Here is a 24428-nt window from a genome sequence, read left to right as displayed (position 1 = left end):
ATGAGTCAATGGGTAACTGTTTGTAAACTTGATGATATTTTACCCCAAACTGGAGTATGTGCACTTGTTGGGGGGGAACATGTAGCAGTTTTTCGTCCTTATGATACTGCTGAACTTTATGCAATTAGTAATATTGATCCCTTTGCACAAGCAAGTGTTTTGTCTCAAGGTATTATTGGGCAGCATGAAAATGAGCTGTATGTCGCAAGTCCATTAAAAAAACAACGCTTTCGCTTAAAAGATGGTTATTGTTTGGATGATGTCCAATATTCTATTGCAAATTATGAAGTAAAAGTAAATGAAGATGGTTTTGTTGAAGTAAAATCATTACATTAAAGCAATTTTTAAGGTTTAAATAGTTATGTATACCGATACAATTAATAAATGTGCTGCTAATGCAGCACGCATTGTTCGTTTAGCCAAAATTAACCCTATAGGTTTTTGGTTAAGTTCTGCTATGGCTGGGGCTTATGTTGGGCTTGGTATTATTTTAATTTTTACGTTAGGTAATTTGTTTGAGCCGTCGTTAAGACCTTTGGTGATGGGGGCTACATTTGGCATTGCGTTAACTTTAGTGGTGATTGCTGGATCTGAACTTTTTACTGGGCACACTATGTTTTTAACCTTTGGGGTAAAGTGTAAAAAAATTACCCATAAGCAGATGTGGTTAGTATTACCACAAACGTGGTTTGCAAATTTATTAGGATCTGTTTTTGTTGCTGTATTATATTGTTATGCGGCAACTCCATTATTATCAGTAGATACTAGCTTAGTGCATGGTGCTGCATTAGCCAAAACCACTGCCCCCGCTGTAGCACTGTTTTTTCGTGGAATTTTGTGCAACTGGCTTGTTTGTTTAGCAATTTGGATGGCAAATCGAGTTGAAGGAACAGCAAAATTTATCGCTATTTGGTGGTGTTTACTCGCTTTTATTGCCTGTGGTTATGAGCATTCTGTTGCCAATATGACATTATTTTCACTTTCATGGTTCGGTAATCATAATGAAGCTTATACTTTAGTTGGTATTGGTCATAACTTATTTTGGGTATCGTTAGGTAATATTGTGTCGGGTGCTGTCTTTATGGGATTAGGATACTGGTATTCTACGCCTAAAACTGAGAGACCCTAATTTGGATGAAATTCAAAAAGGATAAATATTGAGGTTTTATGGATTATTTTCCACTATTTTGTAAGTTAGAAGGTCGAGAATGCCTACTTGTTGGCGGTGGTGAAATTGCCGAGCGAAAAGCTCGGCTACTACTTGAAGCTGGCGCAAGGTTAACAGTTAATGCGTTTGAATTCAATCAGCAATTCTTGTGCTGGCAGGAACAAAAACAATTAGTGTTACAGCAAGGTGAATTCAATGCACAGTTGCTTGACAATAAATGGTTAGTTATTGCGGCAACTGATTGCCATAAAACGAATCAAACTGTTAGTGTTGAAGCAGAAAATCGCCGTATTTTTTGTAATGTTGTTGATTCTCCTAAAGATGCTAGCTTTATTATGCCTTCAATTATTGACCGTTCACCAATAATGGTTGCCGTGTCATCAGCAGGGCATGCACCGGTTTTAGCACGTTTATTGCGAGAAAAACTGGAATCGATCTTACCTCAGCATTTAGGAAGATTAGCTCAGTATGCTGGTTATTTGCGTAATAAAGCGAAACAAACCTATAAAACACTTAACGAGCGCCGCCGTTTTTGGGAAAAACTTTTCACCCATGATAGGCTAGCACAAGCGATTGCTAATAATGATTCAGAGCAAGTTGAAATGTTAACGGATGAATTATTTAATTTATCACTTGATCACCGTGGCGAGGTTGTTTTAGTTGGAGCTGGTCCTGGCGATGCTAGTTTACTGACTTTAAAGGGATTACAGCAAATTCAACAAGCCGATATTATTGTTTATGATCGCTTAGTTTCAGATGAGATTATGAATCTCGCCAGACGTGATGCCCAACGTATCTTTGTTGGTAAACGGGCGGGGTATCACTGTGTTCCTCAAGAACAAATTAATGAAATCTTGTTAGAACAAGCTCAAAAGGGGTTACGTGTTGTTAGGTTAAAAGGTGGTGATCCCTTTATTTTCGGAAGAGGAGGGGAAGAGCTAGAAACTTTATTTAATGCTGGTATCCCATTTTCTGTCGTTCCTGGAATAACCGCAGCTTCAGGGTGTTCAGCTTATAGTGGCATCCCTTTAACACATCGTGATTATGCGCATAGCGTTCGTTTGATAACTGGGCATTTGAAAGATGGAAGCCATCTTGATTGGCAAAGTTTAGCAGCCGAAAAGCAGACGTTGGTTTTTTATATGGGGCTTTCACAAGCGGAAAATATTAGCCAACAATTAATTAAATATGGTATGAAAGCAAATACTCCTGTGGCGATTGTTGAGGATGGAACAAGCACTAAACAAAAAGTAATTACAGGTTTGTTGGGGGATTTAACCACATTAGCTTTACAATCATGTAGCCCAAGTTTAATTATTATTGGACCTGTGGTTGCTTTACGTGAAAAACTAAATTGGTTTTCTAATCATTAATATAAATAGGCAAGTAAATTGCATTTGTGAATAATAACTTGCCTGTTATTTAATAAGTTATTTGTTTAATTTTTTAGATATGCCGATATAAAACATAAAGGTGAGCCTATTTTTGCTCACTGCTAGCTTTTAATCTACAACCCATAAGTCTACCTAGATTAAATCTAGATTGTTGATGCTTAATCAATAAAATTATTCTTTATTTTGTAAATACCATATGGTCATTTCCATTCGCGATTTAAAATTTAATTTTTTAAATATGCTTTTTATATGTACTTTTACTGTACTTTCAACAATATTTAACTCTCTAGCAATTAATTTATTAGAAAGTCCTTGTACTAGTAGGTTAAATATTTCATGTTCTCTAGGGGTCAGTAAGTTTACATCATGAATTTGCTTGGTTGTCGGTTCTTTACCATTGCGCATGTAGTTTAGAATAATGTGAGAAATTGCTTCGTCCATAATGATTTTTCCTTCCGCAATATCTTTTAATGCTTTGAGAAAATCTTCTGGCTCCATGTCTTTTAATAAATAACCATCGGCACCATTTTTTATTGCGGCGATAATATCCTCTTTGGCATCTGATACCGTAAACATTATGATTCGGCTTGAAATATTTTTTTCGCGCAAATAGCGTAGTATTTCTAATCCATTGATATCATGGATATTGATATCGAGTAAGATGATATCTGGATCGAGTTTTTCCGCTAATTTAATCCCTTCTGTTCCTGATCCTGTTTCTCCGATAACTTCAAAATGGTTAATAGTATTAATTAGTTGTTTTACACCATTTCTTAGCATTGGGTGATCATCAATAAGTAGTATTGAGTTTTTTATTTGTTCCATTGATTACTCTTCTATTGTCTTGACGGGAATAGTTTTATTGGCTTTAAATATTACCATGACTTGTGTTCCTTTTTGTGGTTCAGTGTTTATAGTCAAATTGCCATTTAGAATTTCAGCTCTATCTCGCATAATCACTATTCCATAATGGTTGTCCTGTTTTATATTCGGTTGAAAACCAATGCCATTATCGCTTATGCTGATAGTAATGAGCTGGTTATCATCAATAGTTAGGCTGATGATAACTTGTGAAGCTTTGGCATGTTTGTAGACATTATTTAGTGCTTCTCGAATAAATTGTAATAAATGAAAAGCATGTTTGCTTTTTATAATATTGAGCGGTAGTTGATATTCAAGTTGAATGTTAAATTTTAATTTTTGGTTAAATTCTTCTATTAACTCCATTAAACTAGCATAAAAACCAGTTTGATTAAGACGTAAACGAAAAGAGGTGATTAATTCTCTTAATTGAGAATAAGTAATGTTGACTTCTTTACGCATTGTTGCCAATAAATCAATGCTACTTTGTGAGGTCAAATCAGATTGCATTTGCAAACAACTTAAATGTATCTTTAGACAAGATAATGATTGGGCAATTGAATCGTGTAATTCTCTTGCCATTGCCGAGCGTTCTTTCATTAATAAGTACTGTTTTTGTTGCTCTATTTGTTTATCAAGCATTATTGCAGTAGTCATTTGCTCGATAAGCCCTGTAACCAAATTTTCTTGCTCATCGCTAAGTGTTATGTCTGTTGGTTGAATAGCAAATAATATGCCATATTTTTCGCCATTGTCTTGTAGATACCAATAACGTTGAAATCCATTTTGTTGGTAAGACTTTGAGCCTATTAAACAGGCACAACAATTTGGATTTTGGCAATAGGGTAATTTGTGTTCGTTACCGTAACTAATTTGTTGATAATAGTCAGGATAATCTGATTCATAAAAGCGAATTTGAAATTGAGTCAGTGGCACAAGCTCTTCCAATTGACGTAATACGATCAGAAAACGTTCACATAAGGGCTCTGATGTATGGAGTTGCTTGGTTGCTTGATATTGAAATGAGATGATTTTATTTGTTTGTTGCAACTTAGCTGTTTTTTCAGTAACACGTTCTTCAAGTAATAAATATTGTGATTCGATTTGATCGGACATGTTGTTTAACGCTAATCCTAATAAATCAAACTCATTTTTTATTGAGCGAACCGTAAAACGTTCACTAAAATTATGTTTTGAAATGGCTTCTGCCATGTTAATGAGTTTACGCCAAGGTACAAGAAGATAACGACGTAAATAGTAGAGTTGAGCAAGAAGAAATATCACAATAATTATGATAAATAATTGTTGTAATAAGGATATATAATGAATTTGACTTTCAGTTTTCTGATCAATTTTATGCACTAAATAATTGGCTCGGAAAACAAATTGCTCAATATCAGTTTTTATCTCATCAATTTTTTTTGCTTGTTGAATTTTTACCGTAGTGTGAGTTTCCCATTCATCCTTTAATTGATTGAATTCATCAATTAAATTATAACGTTTAAAAAGTGCTAAATGTTGTTTTGAGGAAGTTATATCGTTAAAAATATTCAATTGATAATCATCTTGTTTATTTAAAGGCACCTTCGATAAAAGTTGATAACTCTTCATGCGAATTAATCCTAATTGATTAATCATATAAGCACTACCTTTGGTGTCATTGGCTTCCTGAATAGATAATGATAATGCAACTAAGGCAATGGCACCTAAAAAAAACATTAGTAATGATAAACGATTAATAATAGAAGCATGATAGCGAGTTTTATTTTTGGTTATTTTAGCACTCAGCATATTATTATAATAAATTGATAGATAAATAATGATTTATCTATATTGTAACGTTAAAACGATATCTTGCTGATCTTTTTTGTAACTTTTTGCATTCTTTTAGTAAAGACTGCTTGCAACAAGGATAAATTTTGCGTAAAATTCACGCCCTATAAGATTAATCAATGCAGGCATATACGTTAAATCAGGAATGGTCTGCTTTTTATTGCGGAGTTAAGTATGTACGCAGTTTTCCAAAGTGGTGGCAAACAACACCGAGTTAGCGAAGGGCAAGTCGTTCGCTTGGAAAAAATTGAAGTCGAAACAGGCTCAGAAGTTGTTTTCGATAAAGTTTTAATGGTAGCAAATGGTGAAGACATCAAAGTTGGTGCTCCGTTTGTTGAAGGTGCAACAATTAAAGCAGAAATTGTTGAGCACGGTCGTGGCGATAAAGTGAAAATTGTTAAATTCCGTCGTCGTAAACACTATCGTAAACAACAAGGTCACCGTCAGTGGTTTACTGATGTGAAGATCACTGCAATCGCTTAATAGGAGTATCGAACAATGGCACATAAGAAGGCTGGTGGTTCATCACGCAATGGTCGTGATTCCCAGAGTAAACGTTTAGGTGTTAAACGTTATGGTTCTCAAGAAGTTCTTGCTGGCAATATTTTAGTTCGTCAACGTGGAACTCAATTTCACCCAGGCACTAATGTAGGTTGTGGTCGTGACCATACCTTATTTGCTTTAATTGATGGGCAAGTAAAATTTGAAGTTAAAGGACCTAAAAATCGTCGCTATGTTAGCGTTATTGCTAATAGCTAATTAAAAACGATTTAATAGTTATGGAAGCCTCACAGTTATTGTGGGGCTTTTTTCATTTCTTGAATGTATATTGTTTATTATGATAAAACAGCAGAATGTTAAATTAGGTTTTACGTTAGCCATGTTAACCGCAATTTTGTGGGGATTAGTACCGATTGCAATGAAATATGCATTGGTAGTTATTGATCCATTAACTTTGGCGTGGTCTCGGTTGGCAATTTCTGCTGTTGGTATTACGTTATGGTTAGCTTATAAAAAACAATTTCCTAATTTATTGATGTTTAAAAAACGTCGACGTTTTATCTTGCTCATGATCGCTGGATTTGGTTTACTCGGTAATTTTGCACTATTTGCAAGTGCAGTTCAGTACCTTTCAGCAACGACCTCCCAAGTTGTTGGTCAAATGGGAATTGTGATATTTATGATTTCAAGCGCTTTTGTTTTTAAAGAGCGGTTGAGACCAACACAGATAATTGGTATTTCTGTATTGTTAATTGGTCTAGGACTATTTTTTAATAAAAATATTACTGTTCTTTTTGCTAATATGTCTACTTATGGCATTGGTGTCTGGCTGACTTTACTTGCTTCAATTTCATGGGCAGGTTATGCATTAGCCCAAAAAGTGTTATTACGGAAATTAGCTGCAGAGCAGCTACTTTGGTTAATTTATCTTATTTGTACTGTATTTTTATGGCCATTTGCATCGCCAACAAAAATAGCTAATGCCGATATAACTCAATTAGTTGCTATTATCTTTTGTGGTTTAAATACCATTATTGCTTATGGCGCATTAGTGATGGCAATGGAGCGTTGGCAAGCAGCACAAGTTAGTGCTATTACAACACTAACCCCATTGTTTGCATTAATTTTTTCAGATATGTTCGCTGTAATTTGGCCAGAAAAATTTGCTATGCAATATTTAAATATTTTGGGTTATATTGGCGCAGTGTCAGTAGTTGCTGGTGCGATGTTCGCAACAATTGGGCATTATTTATGGCATCCAAGAAAAGGCTGGCTGATTAACCAGAAGAAAGAGGAAAAATAATGAAATTTGTAGATGAAGCTTCAATCCGAGTCGAGGCCGGTGATGGAGGTAATGGCTGTGTTGGTTTTCGTCGTGAAAAGTATATTCCAAAAGGCGGTCCTGATGGCGGTGATGGTGGCGATGGTGGCGATGTATTTTTTATTGCTGATGAGAATCTCAATACGTTGGTTGATTTCCAGTTTGAAAAGAACTATCGGGCTGAACGAGGTCAAAATGGACAAGGTTCTGATTGTACCGGTAAACGAGGAAAAGATATCACTGTTAAAGTGCCTGTAGGGACACGAATTACCGACAAATATACTGGTGAAGTTATTGGTGATTTAATTCATCACCAGCAAAAAGTATTGGTTGCTAAAGGTGGTTTTCATGGGCTTGGAAATGCTCGTTTTAAATCTTCAGTAAATCGCGCTCCAAGGCAAAAAACAGATGGTACACCGGGTGAAAAACGTGATGTTTTGTTAGAGTTATTATTGCTTGCTGATGTGGGTATGTTAGGGTTACCAAATGCCGGTAAGTCAACATTTATTCGCGCTGTTTCAGCGGCGAAGCCGAAAGTGGCGGACTATCCTTTTACAACATTAGTACCAAGTTTAGGCGTTGTCAGAATGGATAACGAACAAAGTTTTGTTGTTGCTGATATTCCTGGTTTGATTGAGGGGGCTTCAGAAGGTGCAGGGCTTGGTATTCGTTTTTTAAAGCATCTTGAGCGTTGCCGTGTTTTGGTCCATTTAATTGATATAGCCCCTTTTGATGGATCTGATCCTATTGAGAATGCAAAAGTAATTATCCAAGAGCTGCATCAGTATAGTGAAAAACTAGCAAATAAACCGCGTTGGTTAGTGTTTAACAAAGTGGATGTATTAGGTGAAGAAGAAAGTTTAAAGCGTGCTGCTGAAATTGCTAATGCATTAAATTGGGATGATAAATATTATACTATTTCTGCAATTAATCATGAGGGTGTTAAGACTTTGTGTTGGGATTTAATGGAATATATTAATGCTCATCCTCGCGAAATGGAACAGGAAGAGTCATCTTCTGAAAAAGTTGAGTTTATGTGGGATGATTATCATCAACAAGTGATAGATGAGACTTTTGACAGTGATTTTGATGACTGGGATGAGAGCAAAGAAGAAGGTGTTGAATTTATTTATCAAAAATAAAACTTTCATTGTATTTTAGTATTAATTTTTTCAATTACTAAATGTAGTTTCCTAAAAAGCAGGGCAAAGTCCTGCTCATTTCTATTATTTTTCAATTAAAGTATTTTTTATTTTGATGATATCTTTTAATGTTTTCTTTTATTTACTTAATTTAATGATATAAAAATGCTTGCTTTTATTAATGAGAATGATTATCATTATTTTGCTATTTGATGGAAGATCGAAAGACTTCTCAAAAAGCATGACATTGCTCACATTGCTTCCAATGTTTGCCAGTTTAGGGATGCTAAGCTGGCTTTTTTATTTTTAAAGATATAAGGCATTTTTTCTAATGACAAGTTGATCGTCAATAACCATTTTCCAAACGCCATCTTCAAAATACGGCACTTTTGAAACCACAAAAACAGTATTCAGACCTGAAACACTAACTTTGAAATCGTTGCCAATAAATTCAAATATAGGAGCTTGGATTGTTTTTGAGACAGTATCTTTTTTGTATTTATAGTTAATTTTAGCATCAGATGTTATGGTGATAGCCATATATTCACCTTGCCATGTTCCAATATAACTTTTCTTTTCAGAAGGAATCGCTTTTAACCCATCACATGCAGTAATTAATGTTGCAACAATAGCCAATAAATAAAACTGTTTAATTTGTGAGATTATAAAATGCATTTGATAACTCCTTTAAATTTTGTTAAGGAAAAACTCACTGGGTAATATCAAATAAGATTAATAATGCTGCACTGCCGCCAAACTCTTTCGGTGCTTGATGAAAACAAATAATATCTGGATGTTGAGCTAACCACATAGGTATTTGTTTTTTTAAAATATTTTTACCATGCCCATACATGATGCAAGCACAATATGCTCTTTCCCTCAAACAAGCAGTGATGAGTGCTGCAATTTCTTTTTTGGCTTCTTGCTGAGTTAATCCATGTAAATCTAAAAAAAGTTCTGGTTCGTAAAAACCACGACGCAACTTTTTGATTTCATAGGGATCAGCATCATTTCTACTATAACGAATGGGATCTTCATGTAATAAAGGCTGATAATCATCAGAAAAATAAAATTCAGTATTAATTTCTTCAGTCTGCTGTTTTTGTTTATCGATAGCTTTTTGAGCAGATTTTTTGGGTTTAAAGATAACAGTATCTTGTTTTAATTTTTTAGTATCTCCAATACTATTTTTAAACAATTTTATGTCATCATAGCTTAATTTAAATTTATCAGACATTAATTATCACTCAGGGTAAACCTTTTCTTTATATTCACATAAATCTTCAATTACACACGCACCGCATCGAGGTTTTCTAGCAACACATGTGTAACGCCCATGTAAAATTAACCAATGGTGGCAATTTATTTTATATGCTTTTGGCACGACCTTAAGTAATTTTTCTTCAACAGCTTCAACTGTTTTACCTGGAGCAAAACCAGTTCGATTGCTGACTCTGAATATATGAGTATCAACAGCAATGGTAGGCCAACCAAAAGCAGTGTTTAATACTACATTAGCAGTTTTTCGTCCAACGCCAGGAAGTTCAATAAGTGCATCGAAATTTTCTGGTACTTCTCCTTGGTATTTGTCGACTAAAATTTGACACGTTTTAATAATATTTTCTGCTTTGCTATTATAAAGACCAATTGTGCGTATATAGCTTTTTAACTTATCTACACCAAGCATCAAAATTTTTTCAGCAGTATTGGCAATAGCAAAAAGTGGTTTAGTTGCTTTATTTACGCTAACATCAGTCGCTTGTGCAGAAAGTACCACGGCAATAAGTAATTCAAATGGTGTTTGGTAAATAAGTTCTGTAGTTGGATCTTTAATATGATCTTTTAGTCTTTCTAAAATTTGAATTCGAGTTGTTTGTTTCACAAAGAATGATAATTAAAATAGGCATGCTTTGTATTATATACTTTATTTGTATGATTTACATTTGTTTAATTTAAAACTTATATTTTTCCTTATTTTAAAATTTGTTAATCAATTTAGCCATAATTTTTTTAAATATTCTTGTTTTATAATTGAAAGGCTATTTTAATTTCCTACTTGTATATATTCATAGATCATCGTCTTTTTAGCATGTTGATTTTATGATAAGCTAGTTTACTATTTTATTTCTATAAACAGGGTTTTTTACAGATATGTCCTTACCAATGATTATCACCTTTTCTGTATATATTTTAGGCATGATTGCAATCGGTTTCTTTGCATTTCGATCAACACAAAATTTTGGTGATTATATTTTAGGTGGGCGTCGTATCGGTAGTGTTGTAACAGCACTTTCAGCTGGCGCATCAGATATGAGTGGTTGGCTATTAATGGGATTACCTGGTGCTGTTTTTTTGTTTGGTATCTCACAAAGTTGGATTGCAATAGGATTGATTATTGGCGCTTATTTAAATTGGTTACTCATTGCTGGGCGGTTACGCGTTTTTACTGAAATCAATCATAATTCATTAACTTTACCCGATTATTTTGCTCGTCGATTTGATGATAAAAGCTCACTTTTACGCATTATTTCAGCTGTCATTATTCTAATATTTTTTACTATTTATTGTGCTTCTGGTGTAGTTGCGGGCGCAAAGTTGTTTGAGAGTACATTTGGTATGAGCTATGGCTGGGCGATGTTAGCGGGTGCAGGTGCAACAATTGCCTATACGTTTATCGGTGGTTTTTTAGCAGTAAGCTGGACTGATACTATTCAAGCCAGTTTAATGATGTTTGCTCTCATTTTAACGCCAATTATGGTTATGGTGAATTCTGGTGGGCTTTCTGATGCATTGACATATATTGAATCGCTCAATTCAGATTATATTAATTTATTTGCTCATATGGATTTTATTGCCATTATTTCATTATTAGGTTGGGGGCTTGGATATTTTGGGCAACCTCATATTTTAGCCAGATTTATGGCTGCTGATTCACACGAAGTAATGAAAAATGCTCGACGGATTAGTATGACATGGATGATTTTGTGTTTAGTTGGAGCAATCACGGTTGGTTTTTTTGGTATAGCCTTTTTTGCTAATCATCCTGATTTAGCTTACTTGATTAACGATGGAAAGCATGAACGTATTTTTATTGAATTATCGAAATTACTTTTTAATCCTTGGATTGCCGGTGTTTTGTTGGCCGCCATTTTAGCAGCGGTCATGAGCACATTAAGTTGTCAGTTATTAGTTTGCTCAAGTGCTCTAACGGAAGATTTTTATCGTGCGTTTCTTAGACCAAAAGCAAAACAGAAGGAACTAGTTTGGGTTGGTCGTATAATGGTGCTACTAGTTTCAGTTATTGCTATTTTATTAGCTATTAACCCAAATAATAGTGTGCTTGATTTAGTGAGCCATGCTTGGGCTGGATTTGGGGCTGCGTTTGGTCCTATAATCGTATTTTCTGTTTTTTGGTCGCGTATGACACGTAATGGAGCACTAGCTGGAATGATAACGGGTACAGTAACTGTGTTGCTATGGATTAATTTTAATTGGTTTAATCTTTATTCTCTTATCCCTGGATTTTTATTTGCTTCTATAGCTATTATTATTTTTAGTCTTTTTGATAAAAAGCCAAACGAAATAGTAGCAGATCATTTTAAACAAGCGTATAAACGCTATCACAACAAAATAAATTAGAATAAATTTTATTTAAACTAGAATATAAATGTAATAAATTTAATAGGTAAAATATCATGACAAAAAATGTGATCAAACAACTACAAGAACGTGGGCTGATTGCTCAGCTTACTGATGAAAAAGCACTAATAGAACAAATTGAACAAAATCCTATTGCGCTTTATTGTGGTTTTGATCCTACTGCCGATAGTTTGCATCTTGGTCATTTAGTGCCATTACTTTGCTTAAAACGTTTTCAGTTAGCTGGTCATAAACCTGTTGCGCTTGTAGGGGGGGCAACAGGATTAATTGGTGATCCAAGTTTTAAAGCTGTTGAACGAAAACTTAATACTGAGGAAACAGTTATTGAGTGGAGTGAAAAGATTAAACAACAAGTATCACCATTTTTAGATTTTAATTGTGGTGAAAATTCAGCGATTGTGGCTAATAACTATGATTGGTTTAGCGGTATGAATGTGCTGACCTTTTTACGTGATGTCGGCAAGTATTTTTCAGTTAATTCGATGATCAATAAAGAGTCAGTGAAACAGCGTATTGATCGTGATGAGGTGGGTATTTCATTTACTGAATTTTCTTATAGCTTATTACAGTCTTATGATTTTGCCTGTTTAAATAAATCGCATGATGTTGTGTTACAAATTGGTGGTTCTGATCAGTGGGGGAATATTACGGCAGGTATTGATTTAACTCGCCGTTTACATCAAAAACAAGTTTATGGTTTGACTGTACCGTTAATCACTAAATCAGATGGTACTAAATTTGGTAAAACAGAAAGTGGTGCAGTATGGCTTGATCCTAAAAAGACAAGTCCTTATAAATTCTATCAATTCTGGATAAATACTGCTGATGCTGATGTTTATCGATTCTTAAAATTTTTCACATTTATGCCTCTAAGTGAAATTGATGCATTGGAAGAAGAAGATAAAAATAGTGGTGTTGCACCACGAGCTCAATATGTACTAGCGGAACAAGTTACTCGCCTAGTTCATGGTGAAGAAGGGCTTGTTGCGGCAAAACGTATTACAGAAAGTCTATTCTCTGGCAAATTAACTGACTTATCTGAAGCTGATTTTGAGCAGTTAGCTCAAGATGGCATGCCAACATTAGTTGTTGAAAGTAATGTTGATTTACAACAAGCTATTGTTAATGCACAGTTTGCTCCGTCAAGAGGTCAGGCTAGAACGATGATCGAATCCAATGCTATTTCAATTAATGGTGAACGTAACACAACAACTGATTACCGTTTTTTAGATAGTGATAAGCTTTTTAATCGTTATACTTTGCTTCGTCGTGGTAAAAAATATTACTGCTTGTTAATTTGGAGTTAATCTAATGAAAAATATTTTATCGATTCAGTCTCATGTTGTATTTGGTCATGCAGGAAATAGTGCGGCAGTATTTCCTATGCGTCGTTTAGGTGTTAATGTTTGGCCTTTAAACACCGTACAATTTTCTAACCATACTCAATATCGCCAATGGACTGGAACGGTAATGTCAGCATCTCATTTAACAGAGATCGCAGATGGAATTAATCAAATTGATGAACTAAAACGTTGTGATGCGGTGTTAAGTGGCTATATGGGATCACCAGAGCAAGGCAATGCTATTATCGAGATTGTTAAAAAGGTAAAAGCTGTTAATCCAGATGCGATTTATTTTTGTGATCCTGTAATGGGGCATCCTGAAAAAGGTTGTTTTGTTGCGCCTGGTGTAGCAGAGTTTTTATGTAATACCGCTTTGCCAATGGCCGATATGATGGCACCGAATATTTTAGAACTTGAAGAACTAAATAGTAAACAACGTATCAATAATGTTGAAGAAGCAATATTAGCTTGTAGGGAATTATGTAAAAAAGGTCCAAAAGTAATTTTAGTTAAACATTTAAGCCGTGCAGGATATAAAAATGATCGTTTTGAAATGTTGCTTGTAACTAAAGACGAAGCTTGGCATATTGACCGACCATTAGTTGATTTTGGCGTAAGGCAGCCAGTTGGCGTTGGTGATATGACCAGTGGACTATTTTTAGCTAATATTTTACTAGGAAAAACATTGATTGAAGCTTTGGAACATACTACTTCTGCGGTATATGCGGTGATGCTTGAAACCTTAAAACAAAATGAATATGAATTACAATTAGTAGCAGCTCAAAATGAAATTGAGAAACCAACACAATGGTTTAATGCAAAAAAAATTGATTAATTTTATAAATATGTAAAAATGGTAATAGTGTAAATAGTTAGAATTAAAAAATGAGGGGATATGGAAGACGATATTTCGTTGGGTAGGATGCTTTCCACTTTAAGGGAGAATTTGGGATTAACCCAAGAAGATATTGCTTGTAAAATTCATGTAAGAAAAGCTGTGGTGGTAGATATTGAAAATGACCAGTTAGTTCATGCCCCTCTTGTTTTTATCAAAGGTTATATTCGATCTTATGCGGAAATTGTCGGATTATCTGTTGAAGAATATCAGCATCATCTTGATAGTTTAGCCAAGCAATATGTATCTAATTCAATTAAAAACCATGCAATAAAGTATAAAAAAAGTAAACGTGGTAAAATTAGTTTATTTGTTTTTCTTTGTGTGCTCGGTGTGATCTTGTATTATGTTACCAAAGAAAGTAAAAGTAATTATGTTGAAGTTAGCCACTATATATCCCCATCATTATTATCTAAACATGTTAACAGTTAGCAAATTTTCTTACTCTCATACAGACATTTGCATTAAATCTTGTTAAGATTGCTGGTCAGTTATTTTGTGAAATGATTAGGTGTGTGTTATGAATCATCAGGATTCACCAATTATTCGACGAGAATCTACCCGAATTTATGTTGGTAAGGTGCCTATTGGTGGTGGTGCTCCTATTTCAGTTCAATCAATGACAAATACGCGAACGGTGGACGTAGAAAAAACGGTTGCTCAAATTCATGCGCTTGAACGTGTGGGTGTGGATATAATTCGTGTTTCTGTTCCAACGATGGATGCTGCAGAAGCTTTTAAATATATTAAACAGCAAGCAAAAGTCCCGCTTATCGCTGATATTCATTTTGATTATCGCATTGCTTTAAAGGTTGCCGAATATAGCGTTGATTGTTTGAGAATCAACCCTGGTAATATTGGAAATGAGTCAAGAATTCGTGCTGTGGTTGATTGTGCTAAAGATAAAAATATTCCAATACGCATTGGTGTGAATTCTGGTTCACTTGAAAGAGATATTCAAGAAAAATATGGTGAGCCTACACCACAAGCGATTGTTGAATCGGCGATGCGTCATGTTGATATACTTGACCGACTTAATTTTGATCAGTTTAAAGTCAGTGTAAAAGCATCTGATGTGTTTACTGCCGTTGATGCTTATCGATTATTAGCTAAGCAAATAAAGCAACCATTACATCTAGGTATAACTGAAGCAGGCGGTATTCGAAGTGGTGCTATTAAGTCGGCTATTGGATTGGGATTGTTGCTATCAGAAGGCATTGGCGATACACTTCGAGTTTCCTTAGCTGCCGATCCTATAGAAGAGGTAAAAGTTGGATTTGATATTTTAAAATCGCTGCGTATACGGTCTCGTGGTATTAATTTTATTGCATGCCCAACGTGTTCTCGCCAAGAGTTTGATGTGATTAATACAGTCAATATATTAGAACAGCGATTAGAAGATATAGTTATACCAATGGATGTATCAATTATTGGTTGTGTGGTTAACGGTCCAGGGGAGGCATTAGCTTCAACTATGGGGGTAGCTGGAGGTCACAACAAAAGTGGTTTTTATGAAGATGGTGTACGTATTGGTCGTATTGATAATGAACAAATGATTGATGAGTTAGAAGCTAAAATTCGAGCCAAGGCATTGATAATTAAAAATAGAATTGCAGCAACTGAATTATAATTTTATTAAATAGCGAACAAATAAATGACAGAGAAAAAAATCCAATCTATAAGGGGAATGAATGATTTACTCCCTACAAATAGCGCAAGTTGGCAACAGATTGAAAAAATTGTCAAAGGTGTGCTTAATAGCTATGGCTATAATGAAATCAGAACCCCAATTGTTGAAGACACTGCGTTATTTAAACGAGCTGTTGGCGAAGTCACCGATATTGTTGAAAAAGAGATGTATACTTTCGATGACCGTAATGATGAAAGCATCACTTTACGCCCTGAAATCACTGCTGGTTGCGTTCGTGCGGGTATTGAACATGGCCTTTTTTATAATCAAGAACAACGTCTTTGGTATTTAGGTCCTGCTTTTCGTTACGAAAAGCCGCAAAAAGGACGTTACCGTCAATTCCATCAATTTGGTGTCGAAATATTTGGGCTTGAAGGACCAAATATTGATGCTGAACTTATTTTATTAACAGCTCGTTTTTGGAAAGCGCTTGGTATTGAAGCGCATACTTCTCTTGAAATCAATTCAATTGGTTCGCTTGAAGCTAGAGCAAATTATCGAAATGCTTTAGTTACCTTTCTTGAACAACATAAAAATAAATTAGATGAAGATTGTTTACGTAGAATGTATACTAATCCATTACGTGTTCTTGATTCTAAAAATTCTACTGTTCAAGAGCTGTTAAACCAAGCTCCTAAATTGTTTGACTATTTAGATGAAGAATCTAAATTTCATTTTGAAGGCTTATGTCGTTTATTGGATAATGCAGGAATTAAATATAAAATTAATCAACGATTAGTTCGAGGATTAGATTATTATAATCGTACGGTTTTTGAGTGGGTAACAAGCAGTTTAGGTGCTCAAGGAACAGTTTGCGGTGGTGGTCGTTATGATGGTCTGGTTAGTCAGCTTGGTGGGCAGGCAACACCTGCAGTTGGTTTTGCTATGGGTGTTGAACGTTTGGTATTGTTAGTACAAGCAGTCAATCCAGCGTTCAATTGTGATAATTCAATTGATATTTACATGATTTCATCGGGTGATGAAAAAACCATATCTGTGACGCAATATATTGCAGAACAACTACGAGATGGTTTACCTGATAAGCGAATTGTAACAAATTATGGCACGAGTAACTTCAAGAAACAATTTGCTAAAGCAGATAAATTAGGTGCAAAAATAGCTGTTATTATTGGTGAAAACGAAATTATTAATCAATCAGTAACAATAAAAAATTTGCAAATTGGCGAACAAATAGAAGTTTCACAAAAAGAGATTGTTAAAGCTTGTTTAGCAATGATAAAGAGCTAATGGAAGTAGGAGAGAAAAGTGAATCAATATTTATCGAGTAAAGAACAATTTTGGACATTAAATCAGTTTTTTGCTAAAACATGGAAAATAATTGTTGCGATTATAGTAATAGGTTTGATGGTCTTTTATGGTTGGAATTACTGGCAAACAAACCAAGTTGAGAAATCTAGAAAATTATCAGAATATTATGAACAATTAATTGCTAAGTTGGATAAAGAAAAACCTGATTCTGTGAATGAATTAGTTAACTTTGCTAAAAGCAATAACACTATTTATAGTGTATTTTCTGATTTGTATGCAGCAAAATTCTATGTTGAGGTACTAAATGATTATGCCGGAGCACAGATCCTATTAACAGATGCTTTAACAAAAACTGATGTTGAGTCTATTCAAGCAATTATTAATATTCGAATTGCACGCTTGCAGTATCAGCAAGAGAAATACGAAGAAAGCTTAACCACATTAAATCATGTAACAGATGAAGCTTGGGGACCTGTTGTCAATGAAGTTCGTGGTGATGTTTATGTCAAAATGGCTCGTTATGCTGATGCTGTTGACGCTTATAATGTTGCTCTAAATTCACCAATAATGATAGGATTGGAAGCAAATATCAAAATGAAGCTGAATCAGGCAGAATATTTAAAAGCAAAACAGTTTGACGAACAAGGCGTAAACGATACAGCAGTTAAAGAAAAAGCAGAACAAGAGGTTCGGTTAAAGAATTCAGAGACAGAAGACAAAACAAATTAATTTATCCTGCTATAAGGGTCTATACAATGAAGTTATCAAAATATCTTTTTACTGGTGTTTTCATGTTTTCACTCGCTGGGTGCTCTTTATTCGGTGGAGAAGAAGAAGTGGTTCAGATTTCACCTTCACCAACAGTAAACAACCAATTTTATATTCAACAATTATGGCGTAATAGTACTTTAGGTAATACCCATATTTATTCGTTATTAGGACCTATTAATTATAATAATATTATTTATGTAGCTAGCCGTAGTGGGCAAGTTAAGGCTATTGATTCAACTACTGGCAATACTATATGGGATGTTGATATATCTGAAAGTACACTTTTTAGTAGTAAAACTGCATTATTATCTGGCGGTGTAAATGCGGATGATAAATATGTCTATGTGGGTAGTGAACGTGCCAGAGTTTATGCATTAGATCGTAGCAATGGTAAAGTTGTTTGGGAAAAAAACGTAAAGGGTGAAGTGCTTGCACGGCCCGTATCTTCTGAAAATAAATTGATTGTTTATACAGCAAATGGGACTGTGCAGGGTTTAAATCGCGATACTGGTGAAGAAATATGGGATATAAATCTTGAAGTGCCTGCTTTATCATTAAGAGGAAATTCAACGCCGACAATCGCACATGGTGCAGCAATTTTTGGTGATGATAATGGGCGAGTAAATGCTAACTTTATTAAGAATGGTCAATTGATTTGGCAGCAACGTATTTCTCAACCATCAGGTTCAACAGAAATTGCAAAAATAAATGATGTTGATGCTACCCCTGTAGTTGAAGGTAATTTGGTTTATTGTGTTGGTTATAATGGCTATGTTGTTGCTTTGGACTTAAGTAATGGACACATAGTATGGCGTAAACAATTAGGATCTACACATACGTTAGCGATAGATTCCGAAAGATTATTTTTAGTAGATCAAGATGATAACGTCCAAGCACTTTCGAAAAAAGATGGCACCATACTATGGACGCAATCGGGATTTTTACATCGCCAATTAACTGATCCTGTTATTTATGATAATTATATAGTTGTTGGTGATTTTCAGGGGTATCTTTACTTGTTAAATATCGAAAATGGTGAGTTAGCTGCTAAAACACACGTAAGTAGTAGTGGATTATTATCAACACCATTAGTTGTGGACAATAAAATAATTGTTCAAGTCAAAAATGGCGATATTTATACTTTCATAAAGAATTAAATTAATTAGAGAATAAGCATGGTACCTGTTGTAGCATTAGTTGGTCGTCCAAATGTTGGTAAATCAACTTTATTTAATCGGTTAACAAGAACACGCGATGCGTTAGTTGCAGATTTTCCTGGATTAACGAGGGATCGTAAATATGGAAGAGCTGAAATAAAGGGCCATGAATATATTGTAATTGATACTGGCGGTATTGATGGAAGTGAAGATGGGATTGAAAGCTTTATGGCAGAACAATCCTTACAAGCTATTGAGGAAGCTGATATTGTCCTTTTTTTAGTCGATGCCAGAGCTGGTGCAATGCCTGCTGATCAAGCTATTGCTAAACATTTACGTTGCCGCCAAAAAGCTACTTTTTTAGTGGCTAATAAAATTGATGGAATTGATGCAGATACGGCAATTTCTGATTTCTACGGTTTAGGTTTAGGTGAAATTCATCCCATAGCTGCAAGTCATGGTCGAGGTGTCAGTTCGTTAATTGAAACTGTATTAGATCCTATTTTCCAATTTGGTAATCATGAAGAAAATAGTAATTTTGATAATAATCAACAAGTAAATGATTTAACTGAATTATGTGATGATTTTGTTGATGAAACAGAATCATTAATCAATCAACCTATCAAAGTTGCTATTGTTGGTCGTCCAAATGTTGGTAAGTCAACACTAACTAATCGAATTTTAGGTGAAGATCGAGTCGTTGTATATGATATGCCAGGGACTACTCGAGACAGTATCTATATACCAATGAATCGAGATGATCGTGAGTATATCTTGATTGATACAGCTGGTGTACGTAAACGTGGTAAAGTTACTGAAGCAGTTGAAAAATTTTCAGTTATTAAAACATTACAAGCAATTGAAGATGCTAATGTAGTTATTTTAGTTATTGATGCCAGAGAGGGTATATCCGATCAAGACTTATCATTGCTTGGTTTTATTATTAATAGTGGGCGCTCACTTGTAATAGCCGTTAACAAATGGGATGGTTTATCACAAGATATCAAAGAGCAAGTTAAAACGACATTAGATGATAGATTAGATTTTATTGATTTTGCCCGTGTGCATTTTATTTCTGCATTACATGGAAGTGGGGTGGGTAATTTATTTGATTCAATTCAAGAGGCTTATGATTGTGCCACTCGTCGAGTGAATACCGCACTGTTAACTAAAATTATGCAAATGGCACAAGAAGATCACCAACCTCCTTTGGTTCGTGGTCGGCGAGTAAAACTAAAATATGCACATGCTGGTGGCTATAATCCACCAATTGTAGTTATTCATGGTAATCAGGTGGAAGATTTACCCGATTCATATAAACGTTATTTAATGAATTATTTTAGACGTTCATTAAAAATCATGGGATCACCAATTCGAATTCAGTTTAAAGAAGGGTCTAACCCATTTGAAGGTAGAAAAAATACTTTAACTGCATCACAGCAACGTAAACGTCGTCGATTAATGAAGCATGTAAGAGGGCGAAATTAATTTATGTCAGGAAAATTAATGAATGATTCTGGGAAAGAAGGCCTTTGTCCAAAGTGTCATCATAAAATGAGTGTTGTTTCGCCACAGAATTTTAATTGTCCTTATTGCAAGCAACATTATCTTGAACAGTATATTTGCCCGACTTGTTTGCAAAAAGCTCAAATGATCAAAGGCTGTGGAGCGGTTAATTATATTTGTCCAACTGATGGTTTAATATCCAGCAGTAATGTGATATTTCATTATTTACCAGAATAGAAGCTTTATTTATATTAAAGCCATAAGAGGTTATTTTATGCGAATTATTTTATTAGGAGCACCAGGAGCAGGAAAGGGAACACAAGCACAATTTATTATGCAAAAATATGGTATTCCTCAAATTTCAACTGGTGATATGCTGCGAGCAGCAGTAAAAGTAGGTAGTCCACTTGGTTTACAAGCTAAGGAGTTAATGGATGCCGGTAAACTAGTTACCGATGAACTCGTTATTGCGTTAGTTAAAGAACGTATTACACAAAGCGATTGCGCTAATGGCTTTTTGCTAGATGGGTTTCCTCGCACGGTTCCACAAGCTGATGCAATGAAAACAGCTGGCATAAATGTTGACTATGTGCTTGAATTTGATGTACCAGACGCAGTGATTATTGATCGCATGAGTGGGCGCCGAATTCATGCTCCTTCAGGTCGTGTCTATCACATTCGCCATAATCCACCAAAGGTTGAAAATGTTGATGATGTGACAGGTGAACCACTTACTATTCGCAAAGATGATAACGAAGAAATAGTTCGTAAACGTCTTGTTGAATATCACGATCTAACTAAACCACTTATTAGTTATTATCAGCATGAAGCCAAAGAAAAGCATACAAAATATTTCCGTATTGATGGGACCATGCCTGTGGCTGACGTAACAAAAGAATTAGTTAAAATTTTAGGATAGTTTATTTTATTAAAAGAGCAAGGTCGTATTAGGTGCCTTGCTCTTTTTTATTTTAAATAGATTATTGTGTGACGATTTTAACTATCTGATGTACATTGAAAATAATATGATCAATATTAATGGGTAAATGTATTATTTTTTGTTGCACCAAATTTTTACTTCCTTTATCGTTAAATTACAGCTAAGTGGTTGAGATTAGATGGCTATCTAATAAACAAGCATACCTAATATTGAGTAAACCATTATCTATCTGTTTTACGACTAGATAGATATTAAAAGAATAAGCACCCCTTATATATTCTTTGCTAGTTTCAAATTAAAAAAGAACGGCACAGTATTATGTGCGATTAAAAGTGTGGGAAGTAGTTTGGTAGGTAAGTATGGAAATAGGATGAGTTGTTTGCACTGAATGTATAGTCTGTATGAATAACAATATTTTCTGGGTTCATTTTAGAGCCTTAAATGCCAAAATAAAGCTCTATTTTTCAAGAAAATTTTAACAAAATAAATTTTTATAAGACCATTCTTACAATATCAATCTCTCCTAATTCTTTATAGAGATTTTCAACTTGACCAATATGCGTTGCATTAATCGTAATTGATACAGAATGATAGTTGCCTTTGCTACTTGGTTTTACTGAAGGTGTATAATCACCAGGAGCATGACGTTGAATAACGGTGACCACTTTATCAACCAATTCTGGTTTTGCCTCTCCCATTACCTTATAAGTAAAAGAACAAGGAAAATCTAATAATTCATTTAATTTTGTCTTCTGTTGCATAATATTAATTTTCTCGTTTAATCGATATATTATATTGCTATGATTGAGTAGTTGATATATAGGCTCTTTGTTATTATTCAAGAGTAATTATGTATAAACTTTACTTCTTAAAGTAGATAATTTGAGCTATGAGGAGTAAAATTTATCAGAGTGGGATAAACACTATACTATTATTTTAAAAAGGGCAATATATCATGTTAGAACAGTCCAATAAAAAAGAACCTTTTGGTACATTGCTTGGTTATGCGCCAGGAGGTGTTGCAATTTATTCCTCTGATTATGAAAAATTAGATTCCATACAATATCCTGATGATGCTGCTTTTCGCAGTTATTCTGGTCATGAATATATGGGGTATAAATGGCAATGTGTTGAATTTGCACGACGATTTTTATTCTTAAATTATGGTATTGTTTTTACTGATGTTGGTATGGCTCATGAGATTTTTTCACTTCGCTTTTTAAGACAAGTGCTAAATGAAGCCATTTTGCCTTTACAGGCATTTGCAAATGGAAGCAAAAAAAAGCCGGAAGCAGGTGCTTTACTTATATGGGATGATGGCGGTGTTTTTGATCGGACTGGGCATGTTGCTATTATCACAGATGTATTTGAGGATAAAATTCGAATTGCCGAACAGAATGTTATACATACTCGTTTACCTATAGGCCAGTATTGGACGCGAGAACTAGTAATGATAGCCACAGATACTGGCTATGAGTTGCAAGATACATTTGATGATACTATCATTCTTGGTTGGATGATCCAAACCGAAAATACTGAATATAGTTTACCTCAACCCAATGTTTCTAAATCATTATTTGCTATTCATAGCGCTCATATTGAAAATCAAGGTCAATTTGATAGTGATTGGCTTGATGCAAAAGATTCATTAGAAAATGCTTATATACAAGCAGCAGGACATGCGATTAGTCACGATGATCATTATCGTTATTTCACTATTTCAGAAAGTGCTGAACAAGAACTAATTCGTGCAACCAACGAATTACATTTAATGTATCTGCATGCAACAGATAAAGTATTAAAAGATGATAACTTATTGCTTAACTTTAATATTCCTGAAATCTTATGGCCAAGGTTGCGTCTTTCATGGCAACAACGCCGATATCAAATGATATCAGGGAGATTGGATTTTTGTATGGACAAGCGTGGTTTAAAGGTTTATGAATATAATGCTGATTCCGCTTCTTGCCACACTGAGGCTGGTCCCATTTTACAGAAATGGGCGATTCAAGCAGGTCTAACAAAGGGGACAAACCCAAGTAGTGGCTTGTTAAATTCGTTGGCTAACAGTTGGAAGCATAGTGATGCGCAAGCTTTTATTCATATTATGCAGGATAATGATAGTGAAGAGAATTATCATGCTTTATTTATGCAAAAAGCATTAATCCAAGCTGGCTTTAATAGCAAAATTTTACGTGGACTTAATGGACTAAAATGGGATAGACAAGGTCGATTAGTTGATGATGAAGGTAGACAAGTGACCTGCGTTTGGAAAACTTGGGCATGGGAAACTGTATTAGAGCAACTTCGTCAAGAAAGTGAAGCTCAAATAGCTGGATTACCTATTCGAACATGGCATCCTGAAAATTCAGTCAGATTGATTGATGTACTTTTACGACCAGAAGTAACAGTTTTCGAACCGTTATGGACAGTTATTCCAAGTAATAAGGCTATTTTACCGGTATTATGGTCTTTATTTCCTAATCATCGTTATTTATTAGAATCTACATTTGAACTCAATGAAAACTTAATAAAAAAAGGCTATGCGATAAAACCTATTGCTGGACGTCGTGGTAGTGATATTCAATTGGTAAGTAGTAAAGAACAGATTCTTGATAAAACAGTTGGAAGATTTGCAAAACAAGAAAATATCTATCAAGAATTATGGTGTTTGCCAAAAGTTGATGACTGCTATCTTCAGATATGCACATTTACTGTCGGTGGGCATTATGGTGGGTCTTGTTTGCGTTCTGATCATTCTTTGGTCATCAAAGGTGAAAGTGATATGCAGCCATTGCGAGTTCTAACTGATGAAGAGTTTTTAAAAGAATAAATATAGTTGTAGTTATTTTATCAATAATAGCTAAAATCTAATAATAGAAAGGATTATATGGACTAATAGGTTAGTGTGTTTTTTTACAATTCAAAGGATATCATGTGGGTAAAAAATACAATTCTTAGTTTAAACAAGAAGCTA

The 24428-nt window shown here is 34.6% G+C and carries 25 protein-coding genes; 19 read left to right on the top strand and 6 right to left on the bottom strand.

The features are described 5' to 3' along the window. Genes nirD through cysG form a run of 3 tightly spaced genes read left to right on the top strand, consistent with a single transcriptional unit; the run spans window position 1 to window position 2541 of the window. The gene (gene nirD, locus A9G48_RS05510; protein WP_034948597.1) at window positions 1-336 is read left to right on the top strand and encodes a nitrite reductase small subunit NirD; all 336 of its coding nucleotides are present in this window, start codon (window positions 1-3) and stop codon (window positions 334-336) included. A 25-nt stretch (window positions 337-361) separates the two neighbouring features. Then, a complete protein-coding gene (gene nirC / locus A9G48_RS05505) occupies window positions 362-1129 on the top strand; it encodes a nitrite transporter NirC (protein ID WP_034948593.1) in 768 nt (255 codons plus the stop codon). 38 nt (window positions 1130-1167) lie between these two features. Beyond that, window positions 1168-2541, top strand: a complete 1374-nt coding sequence (gene cysG / locus A9G48_RS05500) for a siroheme synthase CysG (protein WP_034948589.1) — start codon at window positions 1168-1170, stop codon at window positions 2539-2541. 192 nt (window positions 2542-2733) lie between these two features. Here cysG and narL read toward each other — a convergent pair whose 3' ends face one another. Both narL and narX read right to left on the bottom strand, forming a co-directional pair. Beyond that, window positions 2734-3387 carry a two-component system response regulator NarL gene (gene narL, locus A9G48_RS05495; RefSeq protein WP_034948586.1) on the bottom strand — a complete coding sequence of 218 codons (654 nt, stop codon included), beginning with the start codon at window positions 3385-3387 and terminating at the stop codon, window positions 2734-2736. A gap of 3 nt (window positions 3388-3390) precedes the next feature. Continuing rightward, complete coding sequence (gene narX / locus A9G48_RS05490) at window positions 3391-5214, bottom strand: nitrate/nitrite two-component system sensor histidine kinase NarX (RefSeq protein ID WP_034948583.1); 1824 nt, start codon at window positions 5212-5214, stop codon at window positions 3391-3393. A gap of 216 nt (window positions 5215-5430) precedes the next feature. On the opposite strand from narX, the gene rplU reads away from it, so the two are divergent. The 4 genes from rplU (at window position 5431) to cgtA (ending at window position 8220) form a co-directional block, all read left to right on the top strand. Further along, window positions 5431-5739 carry a 50S ribosomal protein L21 gene (gene rplU / locus A9G48_RS05485; protein WP_034948580.1) on the top strand — a complete coding sequence of 103 codons (309 nt, stop codon included), beginning with the start codon at window positions 5431-5433 and terminating at the stop codon, window positions 5737-5739. 15 nt (window positions 5740-5754) lie between these two features. Beyond that, the gene (gene rpmA / locus A9G48_RS05480) at window positions 5755-6015 is read left to right on the top strand and encodes a 50S ribosomal protein L27 (RefSeq protein WP_025314437.1); all 261 of its coding nucleotides are present in this window, start codon (window positions 5755-5757) and stop codon (window positions 6013-6015) included. A 79-nt stretch (window positions 6016-6094) separates the two neighbouring features. Then, window positions 6095-7060, top strand: coding sequence for a DMT family transporter (locus tag A9G48_RS05475; protein WP_034948577.1), 966 nt, complete (start codon window positions 6095-6097; stop codon window positions 7058-7060). Then, a complete protein-coding gene (cgtA, locus tag A9G48_RS05470) occupies window positions 7060-8220 on the top strand; it encodes an Obg family GTPase CgtA (RefSeq protein ID WP_034948575.1) in 1161 nt (386 codons plus the stop codon). The genes A9G48_RS05475 and cgtA overlap by 1 nt, the downstream gene beginning before the upstream one ends. 306 nt (window positions 8221-8526) lie before the next feature. On the opposite strand, the gene A9G48_RS05465 is transcribed toward cgtA, so the two are convergent. From A9G48_RS05465 to nth, 3 genes are read right to left on the bottom strand one after another with little or no spacing between them, the layout of a single operon-like run. Next, window positions 8527-8895, bottom strand: a complete 369-nt coding sequence (locus A9G48_RS05465; RefSeq protein WP_051825482.1) for a hypothetical protein — start codon at window positions 8893-8895, stop codon at window positions 8527-8529. A 34-nt stretch (window positions 8896-8929) separates the two neighbouring features. Next, window positions 8930-9457 (bottom strand): endonuclease SmrB, encoded by a 528-nt coding sequence (gene smrB, locus A9G48_RS05460; protein WP_065575902.1) that lies wholly within the window; start codon window positions 9455-9457, stop codon window positions 8930-8932. Window positions 9458-9463: 6 nt separating this feature from the next. Continuing rightward, complete coding sequence (gene nth / locus A9G48_RS05455; RefSeq protein ID WP_034948570.1) at window positions 9464-10102, bottom strand: endonuclease III; 639 nt, start codon at window positions 10100-10102, stop codon at window positions 9464-9466. 269 nt (window positions 10103-10371) lie between these two features. Between nth and putP the strand changes: the two genes are divergently transcribed. The 11 genes from putP to adk all read left to right on the top strand — a co-directional run bounded on the left by putP (window position 10372) and on the right by adk (window position 21430). After that, window positions 10372-11859 (top strand): sodium/proline symporter PutP, encoded by a 1488-nt coding sequence (gene putP, locus A9G48_RS05450; RefSeq protein ID WP_034948564.1) that lies wholly within the window; start codon window positions 10372-10374, stop codon window positions 11857-11859. Between the two features lie 56 nt (window positions 11860-11915). Then, window positions 11916-13187, top strand: a complete 1272-nt coding sequence (gene tyrS / locus A9G48_RS05445; RefSeq protein WP_202807487.1) for a tyrosine--tRNA ligase — start codon at window positions 11916-11918, stop codon at window positions 13185-13187. Window positions 13188-13191: 4 nt separating this feature from the next. Further along, window positions 13192-14058 carry a pyridoxal kinase PdxY gene (gene pdxY, locus A9G48_RS05440; RefSeq protein ID WP_034948559.1) on the top strand — a complete coding sequence of 289 codons (867 nt, stop codon included), beginning with the start codon at window positions 13192-13194 and terminating at the stop codon, window positions 14056-14058. Between the two features lie 60 nt (window positions 14059-14118). Beyond that, the gene (locus A9G48_RS05435; RefSeq protein WP_034948556.1) at window positions 14119-14550 is read left to right on the top strand and encodes a helix-turn-helix domain-containing protein; all 432 of its coding nucleotides are present in this window, start codon (window positions 14119-14121) and stop codon (window positions 14548-14550) included. 88 nt (window positions 14551-14638) lie between these two features. Continuing rightward, complete coding sequence (gene ispG / locus A9G48_RS05430) at window positions 14639-15748, top strand: flavodoxin-dependent (E)-4-hydroxy-3-methylbut-2-enyl-diphosphate synthase (protein ID WP_034948554.1); 1110 nt, start codon at window positions 14639-14641, stop codon at window positions 15746-15748. A 24-nt stretch (window positions 15749-15772) separates the two neighbouring features. After that, window positions 15773-17056 (top strand): histidine--tRNA ligase, encoded by a 1284-nt coding sequence (gene hisS / locus A9G48_RS05425; protein ID WP_034948551.1) that lies wholly within the window; start codon window positions 15773-15775, stop codon window positions 17054-17056. Window positions 17057-17074: 18 nt separating this feature from the next. Further along, the gene (locus A9G48_RS05420; RefSeq protein ID WP_034948548.1) at window positions 17075-17806 is read left to right on the top strand and encodes a YfgM family protein; all 732 of its coding nucleotides are present in this window, start codon (window positions 17075-17077) and stop codon (window positions 17804-17806) included. A gap of 26 nt (window positions 17807-17832) precedes the next feature. Further along, window positions 17833-19005, top strand: coding sequence for an outer membrane protein assembly factor BamB (gene bamB, locus A9G48_RS05415; RefSeq protein ID WP_034948545.1), 1173 nt, complete (start codon window positions 17833-17835; stop codon window positions 19003-19005). Between the two features lie 18 nt (window positions 19006-19023). Then, window positions 19024-20493 (top strand): ribosome biogenesis GTPase Der, encoded by a 1470-nt coding sequence (gene der, locus A9G48_RS05410; RefSeq protein ID WP_034948542.1) that lies wholly within the window; start codon window positions 19024-19026, stop codon window positions 20491-20493. A gap of 3 nt (window positions 20494-20496) precedes the next feature. Then, complete coding sequence (locus A9G48_RS05405; protein ID WP_080715946.1) at window positions 20497-20748, top strand: YfgJ family double zinc ribbon protein; 252 nt, start codon at window positions 20497-20499, stop codon at window positions 20746-20748. A 37-nt stretch (window positions 20749-20785) separates the two neighbouring features. After that, a complete protein-coding gene (adk, locus tag A9G48_RS05400) occupies window positions 20786-21430 on the top strand; it encodes an adenylate kinase (protein WP_034948540.1) in 645 nt (214 codons plus the stop codon). A gap of 512 nt (window positions 21431-21942) precedes the next feature. Here adk and ybeD read toward each other — a convergent pair. Beyond that, window positions 21943-22212, bottom strand: coding sequence for a DUF493 family protein YbeD (ybeD, locus tag A9G48_RS05395; RefSeq protein WP_034948538.1), 270 nt, complete (start codon window positions 22210-22212; stop codon window positions 21943-21945). A 194-nt stretch (window positions 22213-22406) separates the two neighbouring features. Here ybeD and gss point away from each other — a divergent pair, with 194 nt between their 5' ends. Continuing rightward, window positions 22407-24284 carry a bifunctional glutathionylspermidine amidase/synthase gene (gene gss / locus A9G48_RS05390; RefSeq protein WP_034948535.1) on the top strand — a complete coding sequence of 626 codons (1878 nt, stop codon included), beginning with the start codon at window positions 22407-22409 and terminating at the stop codon, window positions 24282-24284. Window positions 24285-24428: the final 144 nt, after the last annotated feature.

It is taken from the genome of Gilliamella sp. wkB18, assembly GCF_001690875.1.
GTDB classification, from domain to species: Bacteria; Pseudomonadota; Gammaproteobacteria; order Enterobacterales; family Orbaceae; genus Gilliamella; species Gilliamella apicola_A.
The sequence above is the reverse complement of the archived record's forward strand: the minus strand, read 5'-3'. Positions and strand labels throughout refer to the sequence as shown.

Excerpts from the sequence above, each read along its gene's own strand:
- nirD (WP_034948597.1), top strand. The coding sequence starts at position 1 with ATGAGTCAATGGGTAACTGTTTGTAAACTTGATGATATTTTACCCCAA.
- nirC (WP_034948593.1), top strand. The coding sequence starts at position 362 with ATGTATACCGATACAATTAATAAATGTGCTGCTAATGCAGCACGCATT.
- cysG (WP_034948589.1), top strand. The coding sequence starts at position 1,168 with ATGGATTATTTTCCACTATTTTGTAAGTTAGAAGGTCGAGAATGCCTA.
- narL (WP_034948586.1), bottom strand. The coding sequence starts at position 3,387 with ATGGAACAAATAAAAAACTCAATACTACTTATTGATGATCACCCAATG.
- narX (WP_034948583.1), bottom strand. The coding sequence starts at position 5,214 with ATGCTGAGTGCTAAAATAACCAAAAATAAAACTCGCTATCATGCTTCT.
- rplU (WP_034948580.1), top strand. The coding sequence starts at position 5,431 with ATGTACGCAGTTTTCCAAAGTGGTGGCAAACAACACCGAGTTAGCGAA.
- rpmA (WP_025314437.1), top strand. The coding sequence starts at position 5,755 with ATGGCACATAAGAAGGCTGGTGGTTCATCACGCAATGGTCGTGATTCC.
- A9G48_RS05475 (WP_034948577.1), top strand. The coding sequence starts at position 6,095 with ATGATAAAACAGCAGAATGTTAAATTAGGTTTTACGTTAGCCATGTTA.
- cgtA (WP_034948575.1), top strand. The coding sequence starts at position 7,060 with ATGAAATTTGTAGATGAAGCTTCAATCCGAGTCGAGGCCGGTGATGGA.
- A9G48_RS05465 (WP_051825482.1), bottom strand. The coding sequence starts at position 8,895 with ATGCATTTTATAATCTCACAAATTAAACAGTTTTATTTATTGGCTATT.
- smrB (WP_065575902.1), bottom strand. The coding sequence starts at position 9,457 with ATGTCTGATAAATTTAAATTAAGCTATGATGACATAAAATTGTTTAAA.
- putP (WP_034948564.1), top strand. The coding sequence starts at position 10,372 with ATGTCCTTACCAATGATTATCACCTTTTCTGTATATATTTTAGGCATG.
- tyrS (WP_202807487.1), top strand. The coding sequence starts at position 11,916 with ATGACAAAAAATGTGATCAAACAACTACAAGAACGTGGGCTGATTGCT.
- pdxY (WP_034948559.1), top strand. The coding sequence starts at position 13,192 with ATGAAAAATATTTTATCGATTCAGTCTCATGTTGTATTTGGTCATGCA.
- A9G48_RS05435 (WP_034948556.1), top strand. The coding sequence starts at position 14,119 with ATGGAAGACGATATTTCGTTGGGTAGGATGCTTTCCACTTTAAGGGAG.
- ispG (WP_034948554.1), top strand. The coding sequence starts at position 14,639 with ATGAATCATCAGGATTCACCAATTATTCGACGAGAATCTACCCGAATT.
- hisS (WP_034948551.1), top strand. The coding sequence starts at position 15,773 with ATGACAGAGAAAAAAATCCAATCTATAAGGGGAATGAATGATTTACTC.
- bamB (WP_034948545.1), top strand. The coding sequence starts at position 17,833 with ATGAAGTTATCAAAATATCTTTTTACTGGTGTTTTCATGTTTTCACTC.
- der (WP_034948542.1), top strand. The coding sequence starts at position 19,024 with ATGGTACCTGTTGTAGCATTAGTTGGTCGTCCAAATGTTGGTAAATCA.
- A9G48_RS05405 (WP_080715946.1), top strand. The coding sequence starts at position 20,497 with ATGTCAGGAAAATTAATGAATGATTCTGGGAAAGAAGGCCTTTGTCCA.
- adk (WP_034948540.1), top strand. The coding sequence starts at position 20,786 with ATGCGAATTATTTTATTAGGAGCACCAGGAGCAGGAAAGGGAACACAA.
- ybeD (WP_034948538.1), bottom strand. The coding sequence starts at position 22,212 with ATGCAACAGAAGACAAAATTAAATGAATTATTAGATTTTCCTTGTTCT.
- gss (WP_034948535.1), top strand. The coding sequence starts at position 22,407 with ATGTTAGAACAGTCCAATAAAAAAGAACCTTTTGGTACATTGCTTGGT.